This is a genomic window from Enterococcus caccae ATCC BAA-1240 (assembly GCF_000407145.1).
Classification (GTDB): Bacteria; Bacillota; Bacilli; order Lactobacillales; family Enterococcaceae; genus Enterococcus_L; species Enterococcus_L caccae.
In genome coordinates this window covers 336,318-353,216 of record NZ_KE136475.1, presented here as the reverse complement: position 1 = coordinate 353,216, position 16,899 = coordinate 336,318, and the positions used below count along the sequence as shown (strand labels likewise).

Below are 16,899 nucleotides of genomic sequence, written 5' to 3'. Positions count from 1 at the left end.
CTTTGATTGCTCGTCCTTTTAGTTACGCAATCGAAGCTAATCCTAGTGTTTTTTCGATCAAAAACATTAATCCCATCGTCAATAACATCAACATTACGGAAATAGCCGAAACCGTTGGATCATAATTGTATTCCATATAACTAAGTAAAGATGTCGGTAACATGGTCACTCCTGGTCCTGATAAAAAAATTGACACTGGAACATTGTTAAAAGAATTAACAAAAGCCAACATAAAGGCTGCAAATATCCCTGAAGAGACGTTGGGTAAAACTATTTGAATAAAGGCTCTCGTTTTCGTACAACCTAAAGTCCAAGCAACTTCTTCCATCGAATAATCCAACTGTTCCATACTTGAGCCAACTACTCGAATAATATACGGTAAACTGATTAAAAAATGTCCTATCAATAATCCTTGAAAAATCGGCAAGCCTAATTTGATAACAATGTATTGAAATAATGTATAGCCCACAACGATTCCTGGAATCACAGTTGGGGATAAGAAGAAGCTTTTAATAAAGTTTCTGCCTTTTACTGAATACCGTGCCAATGCATAAGATGCTGGAATCCCAACAACCAAAGCTAAAACAGTTGCTAAAACACCGATAATTAAACTTAATTTAAAACTGCTCATAAACGTATCTGACTGTAACGCTTTTGTATACCAATCTAGTGTAAATCCTTTGATTGGAAACTGGATCGCTGCAGCTGTCCCAAAGGATGTAACAACAATCAAGCAAAGTGGTAAGAATAAAAATAAGAATACTAGGATCGCAATCAGCGTCATCCCTTTTTGTTTACGCATTGTTTGCTTCTCTCCTATCAACTTTTTTAGCTACTATATCTAAGCCCTTCATAACGATCAATGTTACAACGATCATGATCAAAGCTAAAACACTCGCAGCTTTCCAATCTCCTAATGTGTTGGCTTTTTGATATAAAAAGGTCGACATCATCATTTTCTGATTTCCACCTAACAATTGAGGTGTTGTATAGGCGGTCAGTGTTCCAGTAAAAACCAAAATACTTCCAACAATCGTTCCAGGAACAGAAAGTGGCAAAACAATTTTCCGAAAAGCTGTGAACGGACTTGCACCTAACGTTTCTGCGGCTTCCAGCATTTCTCCTTCGATATTTTCCATAACGCCTACAAGCGTCATAATCATAGTCGGTAAAAAAAGATAAACAGAGCCTATAATAATAGCAAATTCTGTATAGAGTAAATTTAGTGGCTGAGCAATCAAACCTGTTTTCATCAACAACGTATTGATTACACCTGTTTTCCCTAAAATATTGATCCATGCAAAACTTCGAATAACTGAATTAGTCAGTAGCGGAAATAAGGTCATTGCCATTAAAACCCCACGCCATTTTTTACTGACTCCCGCAATGTAGTAAGCCGTTGGGATCCCTAATAAAATTGAAATGAGCGTAACAATCAGCGAAACCTTAATTGTGCGCCAAAAGATCGATAGATTATATTCGTCTTTAAAAAAATCGAGGTAGTTACTCAATGTCACCCCTTGATCTGAAAAAATAGTTGGTAAAACACTTGTAGCTAAAGGAATCATTAAGAAAAATAATAATAAAATTATTCCAGGTGCTACGATAAAATACGGAACATTCTTGTTCATCTACACACTCCTCGTTCGTTTTTCCACTGATTTAGTATACTCATTTTCCGAGACGATTTCAATATGTTTTTTTCAATTCAAACAATAAATATTCGTGTATTGATAAATAATTACACTTATACATACAAAAAAAGCGAATCCGAACATTTATAACGAACTTAAAATTGAATTTCGCCATTTGAATCACTTTTTTCTGATTATTTAGTTATTTGTCCTATTGTGGAAAAGAGGAGCTTTGACTGTAGTAGATATGGCTCTTGGTATTTTAACGTGAGTTCTTTTAAAAAAGAGCGTAATTCATCCTGCTCTATAGAAAATGTTTCAATCAGTTCTTCATATTTTTGTCGCTCTGTCTCTGTTGCTTTGTTTTTAAAATACCCCCAAACATGCTGATAAGCATTTAGCAAATCACCTTTTTTTTGCGGCTCGGTTAATGCATGCTGTAGATAACTTCGAAATACTTGTTCTTTTTCTTCATCCCACTTATTATCTGCGAATAACTTTCTTATCGCTCTATAATCTTGTTGAGATTTTGACAAAACCAAATACTTGAGCGAAGCCCATTCTTGCTGTCTTTGCGTTATTATTTTCAAAATTTCCCTTCCTTTCTCTTTTTTATATGAAAATAAAATGAATAAAAACACTATTATTCTTATAGTTTATCCATGAAAATTTATGATATTTAAAAGAGTAACAGTTTACAATTACTCTATGTACTTTTTTCAGAAACACTAGGTTAAATGAATTTTCTGAATATTAAAAAGAATTGAGGTTATTATTTATGGACGATCAGCAGTTAGACAAGTCGTTTTTGGGACAGCCCAAAGGATTGTCTACACTCTTCTTTACTGAGATGTGGGAGAGATTTAGTTACTATGGTATGAGGGCAATTTTACTGTATTATATTTATGATACGGTCGCAAATGGTGGGTTAGGTTTACCAAAAGAAACAGCTTTGGCAATTATGTCGATTTATGGATCGCTTGTTTTTATGTCCAGTATCGTTGGTGGCTGGATCTCTGACCGAGTGTTAGGTGCTAGAAAAACGGTTTTCTTCGGCGGCGTATTCATCATGGTCGGTCACATTGTTCTAGCGACACCGTTTGGAATTGCTGCATTATTCCTCTCCATTCTTCTGATTGTGATCGGTACAGGAATGCTAAAACCTAATGTCTCTGGCATGGTCGGACATCTTTATTCAAAAACAGACACACGTCGTGATGCTGGTTTTTCTATTTTCTATATGGGAATCAATATTGGTGCGTTACTGGCACCGTTTGTCGTTGGAACATTAGGTCAAACGTATAACTATCATGTTGGTTTCTCAGTAGCTGCTTTCGGTATGTTTTTCGGCTTGTTACAATATTATTTACAAGGGAAGAAATCACTAGACGGTATTGGTTTAAAACCAACGAATCCAATCGGTACAGAAGAACGGAAAAAGTTCATACGCTCTTTATTACTTGCTCTTGTTTTTGTCATCGTTCTTTTTGGCGGTGCCTTTATTCTGGAACAGTTAACGATTGGATTCTTTATTAATAGTGTTAGTGTGCTGGGAATTTTGTTGCCTGTCTATTATTTTATTAAGATGTTGACTTCAAAAAATGTGACCGCTGAAGAAAAACCAAAAGTACTTGGTTACATTCCATTATTTTTAGCAGGAATCATTTTTTGGTCACTAGAAGAACAAGGTTCTTCAATTTTAGCATTATTTGCGAATGAACGGACAAATGATACCTTATTCGGTTTTTCCATTGCACCTAGTTGGTTCCAATCGTTAAATCCAATTTTTGTTGTTGTTTTAACTCCCGTATTTGTGACTTTATGGACAAGATTAGGGAAAAAGCAACCTTCAACAGTGGTCAAATTTTCATTGGGATTGGTTTTTGCTGGTCTGTCTTTTGTTCTTTTGATGCTGTCAGGATTGCTTTATGGCACTGATACAAGAGTTAGTCCGTTATGGTTGTTCTTTAGTTTCTTCATTATGATCGTAGGGGAGATGTGTATTTCTCCAGTTGGGTTGTCGATTACAACAAAGCTTGCACCTAAAGCTTTTGAATCGCAAACTGTCGCAATTTGGCTGTTGGCTGACGCTGCTTCACAAGCAATCAATGCTCAAATCGCTCGTTTTTATACACCTCAAACTGAATCGGCGTATTTTGGAATTGTAGGATTCGTAGCTGTGATTGCCGGTATTATCTTGATTCTTTCTAAAAATCCTATCAAAAAATTAATGGGATCTATCCACTAAAAAACAGTTTCCGTCAAAGCATGTTTCATAAGGCTTTGGCGGGAACTGTTTTTATTCTAGTAATTAAGTTGTTTTTCTTGTTTCATGATCGTTGCTTTTAGCAATAACGGCGCAATGATCGTTGTCGCAATAATCACAATGATCACAGAAGAATAATATTCCTCTGAAAGGAAACTTGAAGTCAAGCCCACTTGAGCGATGATCAAAGCCATTTCACCTCTGGAAACCATACCTGACCCAATGATCATCGTAGAAACACCTTTGAAACCCGTTACGCGTGCACCTAAAGCACCGCCTAACAATTTCGATAAAACTGCAACTATCGTTAAAACAATAATAAACAAAAAATGCTTTGACATACCGGCAAACGTCATGTTTAGACCAATAGAAACAAAAAACATCGGAATAAACACGGTATACCCGATCGTCTCTAATTTTTCATCTACTCGCTTACGATAATCTGTCTGTGCAATTGCTACACCTGCAAAAAATGCCCCGATGATCGCACCCATATCCAGCATTTCTGCAAAATAAGCAAAGCCTAAACAAATAACTAAAGAGACTGCTGAAACAGCTTCAATCGCGATCAATTTTTTACTCAAATTCAATAACCAAGGGACCAACCACTTGCTAGCTGCAAAGATTACAATAAAGAAGAATACCTTCAGCAGTAAAACTTCCCACATCGGCAAACTTCCACCTGGTGTAGAGCGATTCATCAAACTCAACATGACCCCTAAGATCAAAACCACCACGATATCATCCACAACCGCTGCCCCTAGGATCGTCGCACCTTCTTCACTGTCTATCTTCTTTAGATCCTTTAATACTTGTACAGAGATACTCACAGAGGTTGCACTAAAAAGCACCCCTAGAAAAATGGAGTTCTGTACGGAAAACTGAAAAGCTTCCCCCACACCAAACCCCATCGCAGCAGGAAAAATAATCCCCAAAAGTGCGACTGACAAGGCTGGCCGCCAATATTTTTTCAACAACTCCAAATCACTTTCCAAACCTGCAATAAACATTAAAATAATAACGCCGATTTCAGAAAAATAATGCATAAAATCATCTGGTTTGATCCAACCTAGAATAGCTGGACCAATTAAGATTCCGACTAATAATTCTCCAATCACAGAAGGAATGCCCACTCGATTACAAAAATGTCCAGCAAGTTTGGTGAATAGCAAGACTAGACATAATGTTAATAAAAACCCCATCTTTCTCTCCCTTTCTACTATAAAAAACATATATCTCATTGTACCACGGTAACTCGTTTTAGTAGCGACCAAAAGATTCGTATACTATGAGCATAATAAAAAAACTGACAGGTCGTTTACTACCTGCCAGCTCATTCACTTTAATTATTTTGAAGCACGTTTTAAATACGTACCTTCTTGTGTATTGATTTCTAATGATTCATCCGCTTCAATAAAATCAGGAACATTGACTACTAGGCCTGTTTCCATGATTGCTGGCTTGCCAGAACCAGAAACTGTTGCACCTTTGATTGATGGTTGTGTTTCTTTTACTTTTAAGACAACCGTTGTTGGCAATGTGATTCCGATTACTTCTGATCCGTAAAATTGAATTTTTACTTCCATATTTTCTAGAAGATATTTTAGTTCTTCTTCGATCACAGAAGTTGGGATTTCGTATTGCTCATATGTTTCTAGATCCATAAAATTGGCTGTATCATCTTGGCTGTATAGGTATTGTACAGGTTTATTTTCGATAAACGCTTTTTTTACTTTGTCATCTGGACGCATTGTAGTATCCGTTGTTGTTCCTGTACGAACATCTTTTAATTTCATACGCATAACGGTATTTCCTTTACCAGGTTTGTGGTGACTAGCATCCATTACACGGATTAATTTACCGTCTTGTTCAAAAGTCATACCTGCTTTAAGATCGCTTACTGCTATCATGTTGTTTTCTCCTCTTTCTTTAAGGTCCGACCGAAACGCTTGGTCGAAACGTTAGTGTAGTGCCTCTATATCTAGATTACATTGATTCTATAGTAGAGAGACTTCTTAAAAAAATTCTTCTCACCCATTGTAGCAGATTACAAGTCGATATTCTAGAGAATACCTACTGTTTGGACTCATTTTTTCTATTGAAGTAACAGAAAAATCGATTTTTATCACCAAAAGAGCCTGGGACAAAACTAAAAATCAGTTTTGTCCAGGCTCTAAATCCGAATAAACGGCGGGATCAGAAGTAACCCCTTCGGAAATAAGCTGAAGTTGATGTTGCACAGTACCTACTTGGCTCTCGGGGTTAAACACTTCTGACCTAGCCTCTTTCGTAATTCGTTATCTCTGAATTACCTCAGTACTTCAGAGAATCATTATTGTATCGTCTATAGACTTGTTTTGAAAATAACAATAGTAAAAACAAGAAGAGCATTGCGTAACCAAAATTAAACAACCTCATAACTTCATGGCTACCTGTTGCAGGTAATTTTCTTTTTGTCGTATGATTTCCAACTTCTTTATCTCTCATGTTTTGTGTATTTGTCTTTAATTCAGTTTTTTTACTGTTTTCTTTTGTGACCTGAACAATTTCATGAGCTGTTGTAATCTCAAATGTTACTGGCGTTGTATCGATTTCATAGTGAGTTGGTGCCGCTGTTTCAACAAAACGATAGCTGCCCACTGGTAAACTTGTCGCTATTTTTCCGTTTGAATCGGTCATCATTTTTGTTTTTAGAATCGTTCCGTCAGCTTTTTCTAAACAGAATTCAGCTCCTGATAATGTTTGCTTCGTTATACGATCAACTTTCGTTAATTCAACTGATCCTAGTGTTGGCAAATCGGTAATAGCTAGATTTTCTTTTGTAACCTTTACTCTTGTTGCATCCACCAGTTCAACTTTTATCGGTGTTTGATCTAATACATACCCTGATGGTGCCGCAATTTCTATGATCTGATAGTTGCCTACTGGTAAATGTTCTACGACGAATTTCCCTGCCGTATTTGTTTTTAAATATTTTTGTACGACTGTACCATCTTCTTTTTCAAGTTGGAAAATTGCATTTGCCAATACTTGTTTTGTCACTGTGTCTACTTTTGTCAGTTCAATAGATCCTACAATAACTGGCGGAACAAGTAGTGGTGTATTTTCCTTGGTGACTCTTACGATTGTTGTATCTGTTAATTCAAATGGGACAGGGGTATTATCTAATTCATAACCTAGCGGTGCTTTCGTTTCTACAAACTGATAATTGCCTAATGGGAAATTTTCTAATAGTATTTTACCTTTTGCATCCGTTACCAGCTCTGTTTCAATTATACTGCCATCTTCTTGCTCAATCCGAAACTCTGCTCCAGCTAACACTTGTTTTGTTACACTGTCCAGTTTAGTTAATTCAACTGAACCTAAAGGTTTTTCTAAATAAACCCCCATATTGATTCTGTGAGAAGCCGTATCTGGTGCTAAAGCGGCTATTGCACATCCGTCATTCGACTCTGCTTCAGCCGTTACATCTGTCGCTATCACGTCTTCTGTACTCGGCTGATATTCCGAAATAATATCGCCTTCTTTAGTTTTTATGCGGACTTGATAATCTCCTCTGGCTGGAACTGTTGTAAATTCATATGCTCCATTGCTATCTGTAAAAGTCGTTAACATAGGTTCTGTAGCACCTGCTTGTGCCAACTCTACTTCATAGCCTGCTAAAAATCGCTCGTTCGAATCTTTTTGACTGTTTTTATTGCTATCGTTGAAGACCAAACCTCTAATGTCGTAAGCTGTTACTGGAATTTCAGATACTCGTGACTCTACCCAGCTTTTATCATTTGTCGTTACGGTAAATGTATTGATCATTTTATCATTATTGGCAATTGCTTCATCAATTGGTACCTTGACTGGAAACGTGAAAGCCGCTTCCTGATTTTTCTCCAACACTTCTCCATCGTTTAAGACAACTTTGATCATCGTGACCTGATTGTAAAGAATCTTTTCTCCTTTGAGCCAAGTAGCAGATTCAGCATTTTCTGACATTGATTTTGATGGTTTGTCATAGGAATAATAAATCGTGTATTCTTTTGGACCTGTTACAGGACCTTCCAAAAGATACCCTAAATCTGAGCCCCTTAATTGATGTTCACCATCTGCACCTATTGTCGTGCTAAAATCTCCAGCATGCGGTAACACATCAATTCCGACTAACTTAGTAATATCATGATGGCTATAGTTCATAACAGATATCTTTTGTTTAAAATGATCCCCTTGATCGACTGGTTCAGTCTTTCCGTTAATAAATCCTTGTTGTTCATCAACTGATGCAGCAGTATCAATAAATAAACTGCTTGGCGGAATCAATCTGATTGGATTTGAATGCCCTAACATTCCTTGCTTGTCCATATCCGGACTAAGCAATTGATACGGATCGGATTCTGTCACTTTATAATATTCCTTATTTCCATACCAATCCATTTGGATTCCATCATCGTCATTGTTCTCATACGTTAAATAAGACTCGATATCCTGAGAGCCATACTTAGCAGAGTTATTAAACTTCAAAGACAATTTTAAAGCATTCCAACTGAATATACTGGTAAAATCAGATAATTTCCATTCTTCTTTGGGTTGAATGATCAATGCAGTTTTCCCAGTACCTTTAAAGTTTTTTTCTTCTGTGTACATGATGTTGTCTCCATCATAATCAAACGAGGCTAGCTCTAAACCTCTTGGCAAGATGAAATATAATTTAGGATCAACTAATTTGGGACTTGTTGTATCTTCTATTGAGCTCCAAAACTCGACTTGAAACTTTTCTCCAATAAAAACATTGGTTTTAGGTTGTACATAAGCAAGTCTTAGCTTATTTATCGGTTTTGTCGTCATAAGTTGGTGAGAACTAGTATTCGTAGTGTCCACTCCGTCTGAATCACTATAGTGAATGATCGCCTTATTATACGCATAATGATCCGTTTTTAGATTTTCCTTCAAGTATTCCCAATAAGCAGGACTTCTTTTGGCATTATATATCAATTGTACATTATCTGATGATTTTTTTAGTTCTACTGCAGTCTCAAATTCAATGTAAAATGAAACAAATGCTTGTTCTTGTTCGAAAGTAAAGATTTCACTTCCCAAATTTTCTGTTATCTTGACTTTCTCTCCTGAAGCCGTTATACCATACACCGTATTTCGTTCAGCCCCCTTGATATCTTCTGATTTATTTAACCAAATTGAAGTTAGAACAAAAGGTACATTCTCTTCTATTAGAGTAGGCTCATCTTCTATTTTTTTCAGAAAGGTACTGCCTTTTTTCCCGTTGTGACTAGCAGTGATTATTGTTTTAAATTCTTTCTCTTTATTTTCACTTGTATAATATCTATCCTTACTATCTGACCAATACATCACTTTACTACTTATGATACCGGCACTAACAGCTATAAATTTTTTTCGTTTGACTGAATTTTCCTCAGAGAGTTTTGGTTCAATCTTGCCATTTTCATTCAGTACATTGACCGTAGCCTTAAACTCAACAGGATAATCCGATGTATCTACATAAACGTTTTGATATCTTACTTTAAATGATGCATATGCACTATACGATGCAGCTAATTTCCTACTAATCGAATGTTTTTCAGCATTATAGGTCCATTCTGATTCATTGTCTTCAGCTTTGAAAATCATGTTCTTTTGCAACGTAATTTCAACTAGAGACTCACCTAGATTTTGTCCTAAGTTTCCTCTTTCGCGAACGTAAAACGATACCTCATCGATAAAATCAGAGCTTATCAAACCAGTATCATCAACATACTCAGAAGATACTGGAAATGGCGTAGCTGAATAGCCAAAAGTAATCGTTCTATTTAAAGTAATTGCTTCTAATTCAAGGGAATCCTTTGCTAATTCCTCCCCAGTTTCATCATAAAGAATTTGGGTGATTGGTACCTTCGTTCCATAATATAACTCTCTGGAACGAAATTTCACTCTAAAAGGAATAGCTAGATCCATTCCTGCATGAATATTTTCTAACGTAATATCCAAATAAATATTTTCATCGTCTTGTGAAAGCTCTTTAGCAACAGGAAATGTTACCGCATCTGAGACTTCACCGAAAAATTCAAAATGTTTTTTAGCTAACACGATTCTAAATTTAACTTGTTTCGATGGAAAATAACTTCCTGAAATTCCTAATTTTGAATAGAGAATAATCTCTTCTCCAGTCAAATAATCTAATTTCGGTGTTTCGTCTGCATTCACTAATTCCGGGTAACAATCCGTTACAAGTCCATAGCTCCTATTCTCAAGTTTGTCCTCTTTTCCAACTGGTACTTCTTGTTCTTCACTTTCACCTTTTTTCTCTACTAAATCTGCTTGACTTATTTCATCTGTAGTTGGCTCTACTCCAGGTATTCCAACACTTGACTCTTGTGTCTTATCTGTTTCATTCTTTTCTTCTTCATTCGTCACTGTTTGCACTACTTCATCTTGTGCATAAACAACTGCAACCTGTCTAAACATACCAACAACATCTATTACTTGAATTATTACAAGTAACAAAACAAAAAACCTCATTATTTTCCTCTTCATATAAAATTCCTTTCTCTTTAAGTTATAAATATATTATATCATAAAAATATCTTTATCAACTTCCTTCTTGTATGTTTTGTATATATTTTCGTTAGATAATTCAAACATTACTTTGGACTCCATTTTTTTGAGACCTATTGATTATAAAAAAGCCAACTCCACAATTTGTGGAATTGACTTTTTTACTTGCTCTGTTTATTTTCACTACAATGATTTCTGGTTGCGTTATTGCAGTCTTCTCATTTTCTCCCAACACTACACTATGTTTTATTTCCCATCCACTTTCTCCCTGACATTTGAGTGAAGTTCATCAAATGTTTGCCACAAAGCATCACACTCTGGGCATCCTTCTGTATGGATCATCTTTAACGTCGAGTGATCTGTGCCATCTAAATAGTTACGCAAATGCATATCTGAAAAACCATGTTTTGCAGCATCTTCTCTCGTATTGGAATAATAAACTGTTTTGATCCCAGCCCATAAAATAGCGCCCACACACATCGGACAAGGTTCACACGTTGCATAAATTTCGCAATCAGATAAATCCATCGTATCTAATTTTTTACACGCTTCGCGTACTGCAACCATTTCTGCGTGCGCTGACGGATCCGTGTCTCTCATCATTGTATTACTGACGGAAACAATCACTTCGCCATTTCTAACTAAAGTTGCACCGAACGGTCCGCCAAAATTCTTTTCCATCCCAGCAACAGTAGCATCCGCCGCCATTTTCATATAATTCATGATTTTTCCTCCTTCATTACTTTACTTAGAACACTATATACTACAAACGAAAAAATCAATCCTGAAAAGAACGCAAAGTCATTGATTGTTTTCAACAATGGAACTGACTGTAAAAATGCGCCAGACATCGTGATCACAAAACTAGTCGCTAAGGTAATCATCGCTTTTTTGTTGTAGCCTGATTTAAATTCACCTAAGTCGCCATTTTCAACATAGATATTCTCTAAATTAATTATTTGCTTATGTTCAATATAAAAACTAGCTAACATGATCCCAGCAATTGGACCAAACATTGAACCGATGAAACTGTAGAAATAAAATAATGTGGACGCATTTTCCACTAATTTCCATGGTAGAATCATCGTACCAATAATCGCCGTTAAGACTCCTGCTTTTTTCACATCTAAAAATTTAGGAAATAATGATGACATTTGCAACCCAGCTGGGAATAAATTGCCAAATACAACAAATGCTAAAGCCCCCATATTCAAAGCTAATATCAAAACAAAGACCGCAAACGTGTTATCGATTTTATCAAAGGCATTCACAATATTGAAAATCGGTTCACCAAAAGCAATTTGTGTTCCTGCAATCAAGCCAACACAAGTGATTGCAAACAAGATATAAGAGAAAATGAAACCTAATGGCAAGCCAATGATCATGTCTCTCGGTGTCTTAGCCTTTTGCGTAAAGTCACCGATATTCACGATTGGACCTGCCCAATTTGAAACCAAGGCACTTACACACGCAATAAAAACAATCGGACTGGTTGTCGCATTTGCAGGTGAATACGCTAAGATCGGACCAAAACCGCCAGCAATTTGAATCGTCCAAACAGCAGCTCCAATGATAAACACGTAAACAATCGGTGAAGACCAGTTCCCAAATTTATCTAAGACTTTCGTTCCGCCTAAGAACAACACGACCGTTACACACCAAACAATCAAATAGCTCAACATCGTTGGTGCTGGCATTCCAAGAATCGTCATTCCTCCGCCAATAGTCATATAATTCGGAAAGATTCGACTAAACAAAACATCTAACGATTGAGCACTTACAACACTTTGTGTCCCAAAGAAAACAACACCTGCGATCAACCCACGACATAATGAGGGAATGATCGCTCCTTTTACACCAAACACCGAACGCAGCAACATCGGAAATGGCAATCCGTATTTAGCAGATGCAATGCCATTTAATACATAGAAAATCGAGACGATCACAGCAGACAACATTACGGCCGCTAACACTTGTTTCGTATTTAAACCTAGTAAGAAAAAGCCTGCTACAGTCATATAAGAAAGAATATTATGCACCGCACCCATCCATAAAGTCACATAGTTGAAGATACCCCAATTTTTATCTGCCCCTGTTTTTGGCAGTAATTCCGCTGAATAGGTCGGTTCCGTCGTGATGGCTTGTTTTTCTACTGATTCCATTGTATTTTCCTCCAATACATTTCTTTAGTTTTTTACTAACTGAAGTGATTGTGCAAGGTGTTCTGAAAATAATGGATTTTCTGGATTGAGTTGAATTGCACATTCCATCGCAGTGATAGCTTCTTGATGCCGATTCAAACTGCGAAGACTATTGGCTTTATGAAAATAGAAATCAACTCGTTCAGGGTAGTCTTCCAACAAGTTATCCATCATTTTGACAGCTTCTTCATGACGACCTAATTCTCTTAAAAAATTTGATTTATGGTAGCGGTAAAAGAAGCTTCTATCTGTTTTTATTGCTTGATCGTAGGTTTGTAACGCGTGTTCAATGTCTCCTATCATACGATAACTATTTCCGACATAGAAAGCAAATTGTTCACTTTTTTCCCAGCCTTTTTTATAATAAGAAATCGCTGTTGGATAATCCTTTAAGCGTTGATAGCTATAGCCAAGATAATAGAGAACTTCTAAATCAGTTGGATCTTGTGTTTTTAACACCTTAAGCGCCTGTTCTACTTCTCCTTTTCTCAAAAAGGTTCGTATTGCGTGAAAAGCCACCTCTTCAACTTCTTGTTTCTCCACAATCGTAATCAGGACTTCATTAGCTGTTGCTTTCGCATAATCAAGAGCATTTTTACCAGTATCATCAACTTGGTTGGTATCTGCTTGATGCTGAACGAGTTCACGAATCACATCTTGGTATAAGAAACCACCGTCGCCTAAAATTACTGCTTCTAACAACGCTGACCAACCTAAACGATTGACGTGATTAACTGGTACTCCTGCAGCCAAACACAATTGAACCGTTCTTAAATAGCCTTTTTCACTTGATGGAAGCAAGGCTGTGCCGCCAAAGCGATTGACAGAAGCTAAATCGGCGCGTCCGGATTGAAGTATTTCGCTGACTATTTCGTCAAATCCATTCGCTGCAGCACAGATGAAAGGAGTAAGTTGTGTATTATCACGCTGGTTCACATCCGCCCCAAATGCTAGCAGCTCTTTAACTAGTATCAAATTATTCCTTTGGACTGCTAACATCAACGGAGATCGTCCAGCTTCATCTGTTAACGAAAGGTCACAACCTTCATTTAATAACTGTAAAACTTGTTCCTTTTGCTCAAGTTCTACTGCTTTTAGCAGTGACTTCGTTGCTTTTACTGTATCCATGATCGTTCTCCTTTCTTTTTTATAGTTGTTCACTAAAAGCAATGATTGCTTTTTCAAAAGCTTCCATCGGCGGATGAGTGATTCCAGCTCCAATCATACCGATTCCAGCTTCTTTATGAGCGATTGCCGTATTGATGATCGGTAATGTGTTGGTTTGGATGACTTTTAAGCTGTCGATCCCTGATGGAATGCCCATGAAATCTAATGTCGGAATCGTGATATTTGGATTTTCTGCTGTTGTGATTTCTTGCATTTCCGTAGAAAAACGTAGAGCATCTTCGATTGTGCCGCCGACCAAGGCTACGATTGCAGGAGCTGCGGCCATTGCAAAACCACCGATTCCATATGTCTCTGTAATTGCACTATCGCCAATATCAAGACCTGCATCTTCTGGTTTATATCCTGCAAACATTGGCCCAACAACTTTTTGAGATGGGCCGACGAACCATGGATTCCCTTCAATTCCACTAATATGGATACCAAATTCCGTTCCGTTTCGAGCCATAGTCGTTACAACTGTACTGTATGGAATACCCACTGCTGAATCCAAAGCTGCTTTACACATTGCCATCCAAGTCGGTCCTGAGAAATAATCACTGCTGGCAACAAAATCAAAGACTTCTTTCATCTCTTCGATGGAATGATCTGTTTGAATAATGTAAGGTGTCAGTGCTTGAATCAGTAATGTCGTCCCTGCGTTATTACGGTTATGACATTCATCTCCCATATGCAATGCCTGAGCCAACATATGTTTCAAATCGATCCCTTCTGTACATAATTTCATCGCATCTCTTAAAATCGGACCAAAAACATCTCTCATCCAAATCAATCGTTCGATGACGCTCTCATCATTGGCACCCATTCGCAAAATTTTAGACATCTGCTCACTTAGATTCGTAAACGCTAAGTTGCCATAAGTCTTATTTTCCACGATATGGACAAACATAGATGCAGACGTTACTCCTGCCATCGAACCGACACTTTGATGTTCGTGGCATGGTGAGAAGTTGATTTCGCCAGAAGCCGCAACATTTTCGGCGTCATCTAAATCTTTAGCTAAGCCTTCAAAAACTAAGGCTCCTTTGACAGCCCCTCTCATCGGACCATTCATTCTATCCCAAGTGATCGGTGGTCCGGCATGTAAAATCGTATTTTTAGTCATGCCTGGTACAACATTGATTGCTTGATCATAGCCGATCAATGAAATTTGCGAAGAAATGATTCGGTGAACAGCCTCCTCATTCGCTTGTTTAATTTTCTCTAAATTTTCAGGTGTTTCGATTTTTTCTAAGGCAGCTAAAATACTTGCTTTGCCTCGTCCCGGTGGTGCCCAATTTAAATAAGTCGCTTGGACATGTTGTTCAGTCAACTCTTCTTGAAATGATTCGATTCCAAGATCGATAATTACAGGTTTTTCTTGAAATAATTCTACGATTTTGCTCATTGTTCTACTCCTTTCACAACAAATTCTCTAGCCAATAAACCAGCATTTTGACTACTACTAGCATATGTTGCACCAATCGATGTCAATTTTTCGACTTGTTCATCAATGTTTTGTTTATCTAAATCCGTTCCTAAGACATACCCGATGATTTCTAAATGGCGCCCCTGTGAAGCGGCTTTTTCCTTTGCTGCTTTCATCGCTGGCACCATTACGCCAACTGGATCTGGATGTGCACCATACCCTAGTACAAAATCCATTAGAATCACGCCGACGGTTGAATCTTCAGCTTCTTCTATAAAACGAGCGATTCGATTAGACGGATCAATCATTGGATGTGGTTTTCCATTGGTAAATTCATCTGCCCCAAAATCAATAAAAGTATGTGCTTTACTCGCATCACCAAAATGTAAAAGGTGCTCTTGATCCGTTGCGATATTGCTATACACATCAGAAAAACGTTCTTTCGCAGTAAACATTGCTTCATCGCACAATGTTCCCCCTGTGAATAATCCACGAATGTATTTTTGTTCTGGATTTAATTTTGCCCGAACTTCATCGATCAAAGGTAGATTTAACGGATGAACGTCTAAACTATTTTGATCGATCCCAGCTAAAGTTACAGCTCGCAAGGCGGCGGATTTAGACATTTTTTCAAAGTAAATGCCTTCTTCATTTTCTCTCGCCTCGCTCCCAATAAACCAAATAACAACCGGCTTATCAGCTTTTCTGACTCTAGCAATAATTTTTTCTTCTACCACTTTTGCTGGTGGTTTAGAAATCAACACGATCACTTTGGTCTCTTCGTCTGACTCTAAAGCATCGATCGCATCCAACATCATTTTCCCACCCACTGCTTCACTTAAATCTCGCCCACCTGTTCCAATCAACTGAGAAACTCCTTCACCAAACTCGTGAATTCGGACACTGATTTCTTGACTTCCAGTGCCAGAAGCGCCAACAATACCTACGCTACCTTTTCGAACATTATTTGCAAAACATAATCCTACATTGTTAATGATCGCCGTTCCACAATCTGGTCCCATCATTAGCAACCCTTTTTCATGCGCTAGTTCTTTCAATTCAATTTCTTCTTCTACACTCACATTGTCACTAAACATCATCACATGTAACTCACTATTCAATGCTTTTCTTGCTTCGCGGGCGGCATATTGACCATTGACAGAAATTACTGCTAAATTCGCTTCAGGAATAGCCTTTTTCGCCGTTTCGATCGTGGTAAAGCTTTCACTTGTTTGACTAGACACCTTTTCTTTTTTCTCCGTCATCAACGTTTCAATTTTTTTGATCAATTCAACTGAATCATGCTCTTCTTTGGCATCTAAAGCGATAATTAAATCACTCGTTTGGGCTTGGGCAATTTCATCTGTGTATAAGCCAACATTTTTCATCACTTCTTTATTCATTTCTGTTGCCATTGCAATGATCGCTTGATCGACTCCAGCTAATTGATTGGCTTTTGTTGATAAAGCCATTAGAGAGACAGAATCAATATAAGTATTAGGTTGAATTTTGATGCTAATTGTCATTGGGGGTTCCTCCTTAATTTAAAAGCTGATCGAGCCTCTTTTAGCACCGATTGAAAAATTGATTGAGACGCTTTTTGTCTCACTCCATTTTTATCTTTTTTCAAAAGAGCCAGCCCATACAGCT

General features: G+C 37.4%; 12 protein-coding genes. 1 reads left to right on the top strand and 11 read right to left on the bottom strand.

What is annotated here, in order from left to right; all coding sequences use genetic code 11:
• Window positions 1-22: 22 nt before the first annotated feature.
• The 3 genes from I580_RS14410 to I580_RS14400 all read right to left on the bottom strand — a co-directional run bounded on the left by I580_RS14410 (window position 23) and on the right by I580_RS14400 (window position 2,224).
• Window positions 23-802 carry an ABC transporter permease gene (locus I580_RS14410; RefSeq protein ID WP_010772252.1) on the bottom strand — a complete coding sequence of 260 codons (780 nt, stop codon included), beginning with the start codon at window positions 800-802 and terminating at the stop codon, window positions 23-25.
• Entirely contained in the window at window positions 795-1,631 is an 837-nt protein-coding gene (locus tag I580_RS14405; protein ID WP_010772251.1) for an ABC transporter permease, read from the bottom strand. Before I580_RS14405 ends, I580_RS14410 begins: the two co-directional genes overlap by 8 nt.
• Window positions 1,632-1,828: 197 nt before the next feature.
• On the bottom strand, window positions 1,829-2,224 hold the full coding sequence (locus I580_RS14400; protein WP_010772250.1) for a YbgA family protein: 396 nt from the start codon (window positions 2,222-2,224) through the stop codon (window positions 1,829-1,831).
• Window positions 2,225-2,412: 188 nt separating this feature from the next.
• Here I580_RS14400 and I580_RS14395 point away from each other — a divergent pair, with 188 nt between their 5' ends.
• Entirely contained in the window at window positions 2,413-3,882 is a 1,470-nt protein-coding gene (locus I580_RS14395; RefSeq protein ID WP_010772249.1) for a peptide MFS transporter, read from the top strand.
• Between the two features lie 56 nt (window positions 3,883-3,938).
• On the opposite strand, the gene I580_RS14390 is transcribed toward I580_RS14395, so the two are convergent.
• The 8 genes from I580_RS14390 to fdrA all read right to left on the bottom strand — a co-directional run bounded on the left by I580_RS14390 (window position 3,939) and on the right by fdrA (window position 16,775).
• Window positions 3,939-5,102: a cation:proton antiporter gene (locus tag I580_RS14390; RefSeq protein ID WP_010772248.1), complete on the bottom strand. Its 1,164-nt coding sequence runs from the start codon at window positions 5,100-5,102 to the stop codon at window positions 3,939-3,941.
• Window positions 5,103-5,246: 144 nt separating this feature from the next.
• Complete coding sequence (efp, locus tag I580_RS14385) at window positions 5,247-5,810, bottom strand: elongation factor P (RefSeq protein WP_010772247.1); 564 nt, start codon at window positions 5,808-5,810, stop codon at window positions 5,247-5,249.
• A 403-nt stretch (window positions 5,811-6,213) separates the two neighbouring features.
• Entirely contained in the window at window positions 6,214-10,419 is a 4,206-nt protein-coding gene (locus tag I580_RS16550; protein ID WP_010772246.1) for an MSCRAMM family protein, read from the bottom strand.
• A gap of 282 nt (window positions 10,420-10,701) precedes the next feature.
• Complete coding sequence (locus I580_RS14375; protein WP_010772245.1) at window positions 10,702-11,178, bottom strand: nucleoside deaminase; 477 nt, start codon at window positions 11,176-11,178, stop codon at window positions 10,702-10,704.
• Complete coding sequence (locus I580_RS14370; protein WP_010772244.1) at window positions 11,175-12,617, bottom strand: cytosine permease; 1,443 nt, start codon at window positions 12,615-12,617, stop codon at window positions 11,175-11,177. The genes I580_RS14375 and I580_RS14370 overlap by 4 nt, the downstream gene beginning before the upstream one ends.
• A 24-nt stretch (window positions 12,618-12,641) precedes the next feature.
• Entirely contained in the window at window positions 12,642-13,784 is a 1,143-nt protein-coding gene (locus tag I580_RS14365; RefSeq protein WP_010772243.1) for an ankyrin repeat domain-containing protein, read from the bottom strand.
• 19 nt (window positions 13,785-13,803) lie between these two features.
• Entirely contained in the window at window positions 13,804-15,228 is a 1,425-nt protein-coding gene (locus I580_RS14360) for a YlbE family protein (protein WP_010772242.1), read from the bottom strand.
• The gene (gene fdrA / locus I580_RS14355; protein WP_010772241.1) at window positions 15,225-16,775 is read right to left on the bottom strand and encodes an acyl-CoA synthetase FdrA; all 1,551 of its coding nucleotides are present in this window, start codon (window positions 16,773-16,775) and stop codon (window positions 15,225-15,227) included. Before fdrA ends, I580_RS14360 begins: the two co-directional genes overlap by 4 nt.
• Window positions 16,776-16,899 lie beyond the last annotated feature (124 nt).

What these genes read in the sequence shown, in the direction of transcription:
- I580_RS14395 (WP_010772249.1), top strand. Translation starts at nt 2,413, where the DNA reads ATGGACGATCAGCAGTTAGACAAGTCGTTTTTGGGACAGCCCAAAGGA.
- efp (WP_010772247.1), bottom strand. Translation starts at nt 5,810, where the DNA reads ATGATAGCAGTAAGCGATCTTAAAGCAGGTATGACTTTTGAACAAGAC.
- I580_RS14370 (WP_010772244.1), bottom strand. Translation starts at nt 12,617, where the DNA reads ATGGAATCAGTAGAAAAACAAGCCATCACGACGGAACCGACCTATTCA.
- I580_RS14365 (WP_010772243.1), bottom strand. Translation starts at nt 13,784, where the DNA reads ATGGATACAGTAAAAGCAACGAAGTCACTGCTAAAAGCAGTAGAACTT.
- I580_RS14390 (WP_010772248.1), bottom strand. Translation starts at nt 5,102, where the DNA reads ATGGGGTTTTTATTAACATTATGTCTAGTCTTGCTATTCACCAAACTT.
- I580_RS16550 (WP_010772246.1), bottom strand. Translation starts at nt 10,419, where the DNA reads ATGAGGTTTTTTGTTTTGTTACTTGTAATAATTCAAGTAATAGATGTT.
- I580_RS14375 (WP_010772245.1), bottom strand. Translation starts at nt 11,178, where the DNA reads ATGAATTATATGAAAATGGCGGCGGATGCTACTGTTGCTGGGATGGAA.
- I580_RS14360 (WP_010772242.1), bottom strand. Translation starts at nt 15,228, where the DNA reads ATGAGCAAAATCGTAGAATTATTTCAAGAAAAACCTGTAATTATCGAT.
- fdrA (WP_010772241.1), bottom strand. Translation starts at nt 16,775, where the DNA reads ATGACAATTAGCATCAAAATTCAACCTAATACTTATATTGATTCTGTC.
- I580_RS14405 (WP_010772251.1), bottom strand. Translation starts at nt 1,631, where the DNA reads ATGAACAAGAATGTTCCGTATTTTATCGTAGCACCTGGAATAATTTTA.
- I580_RS14410 (WP_010772252.1), bottom strand. Translation starts at nt 802, where the DNA reads ATGCGTAAACAAAAAGGGATGACGCTGATTGCGATCCTAGTATTCTTA.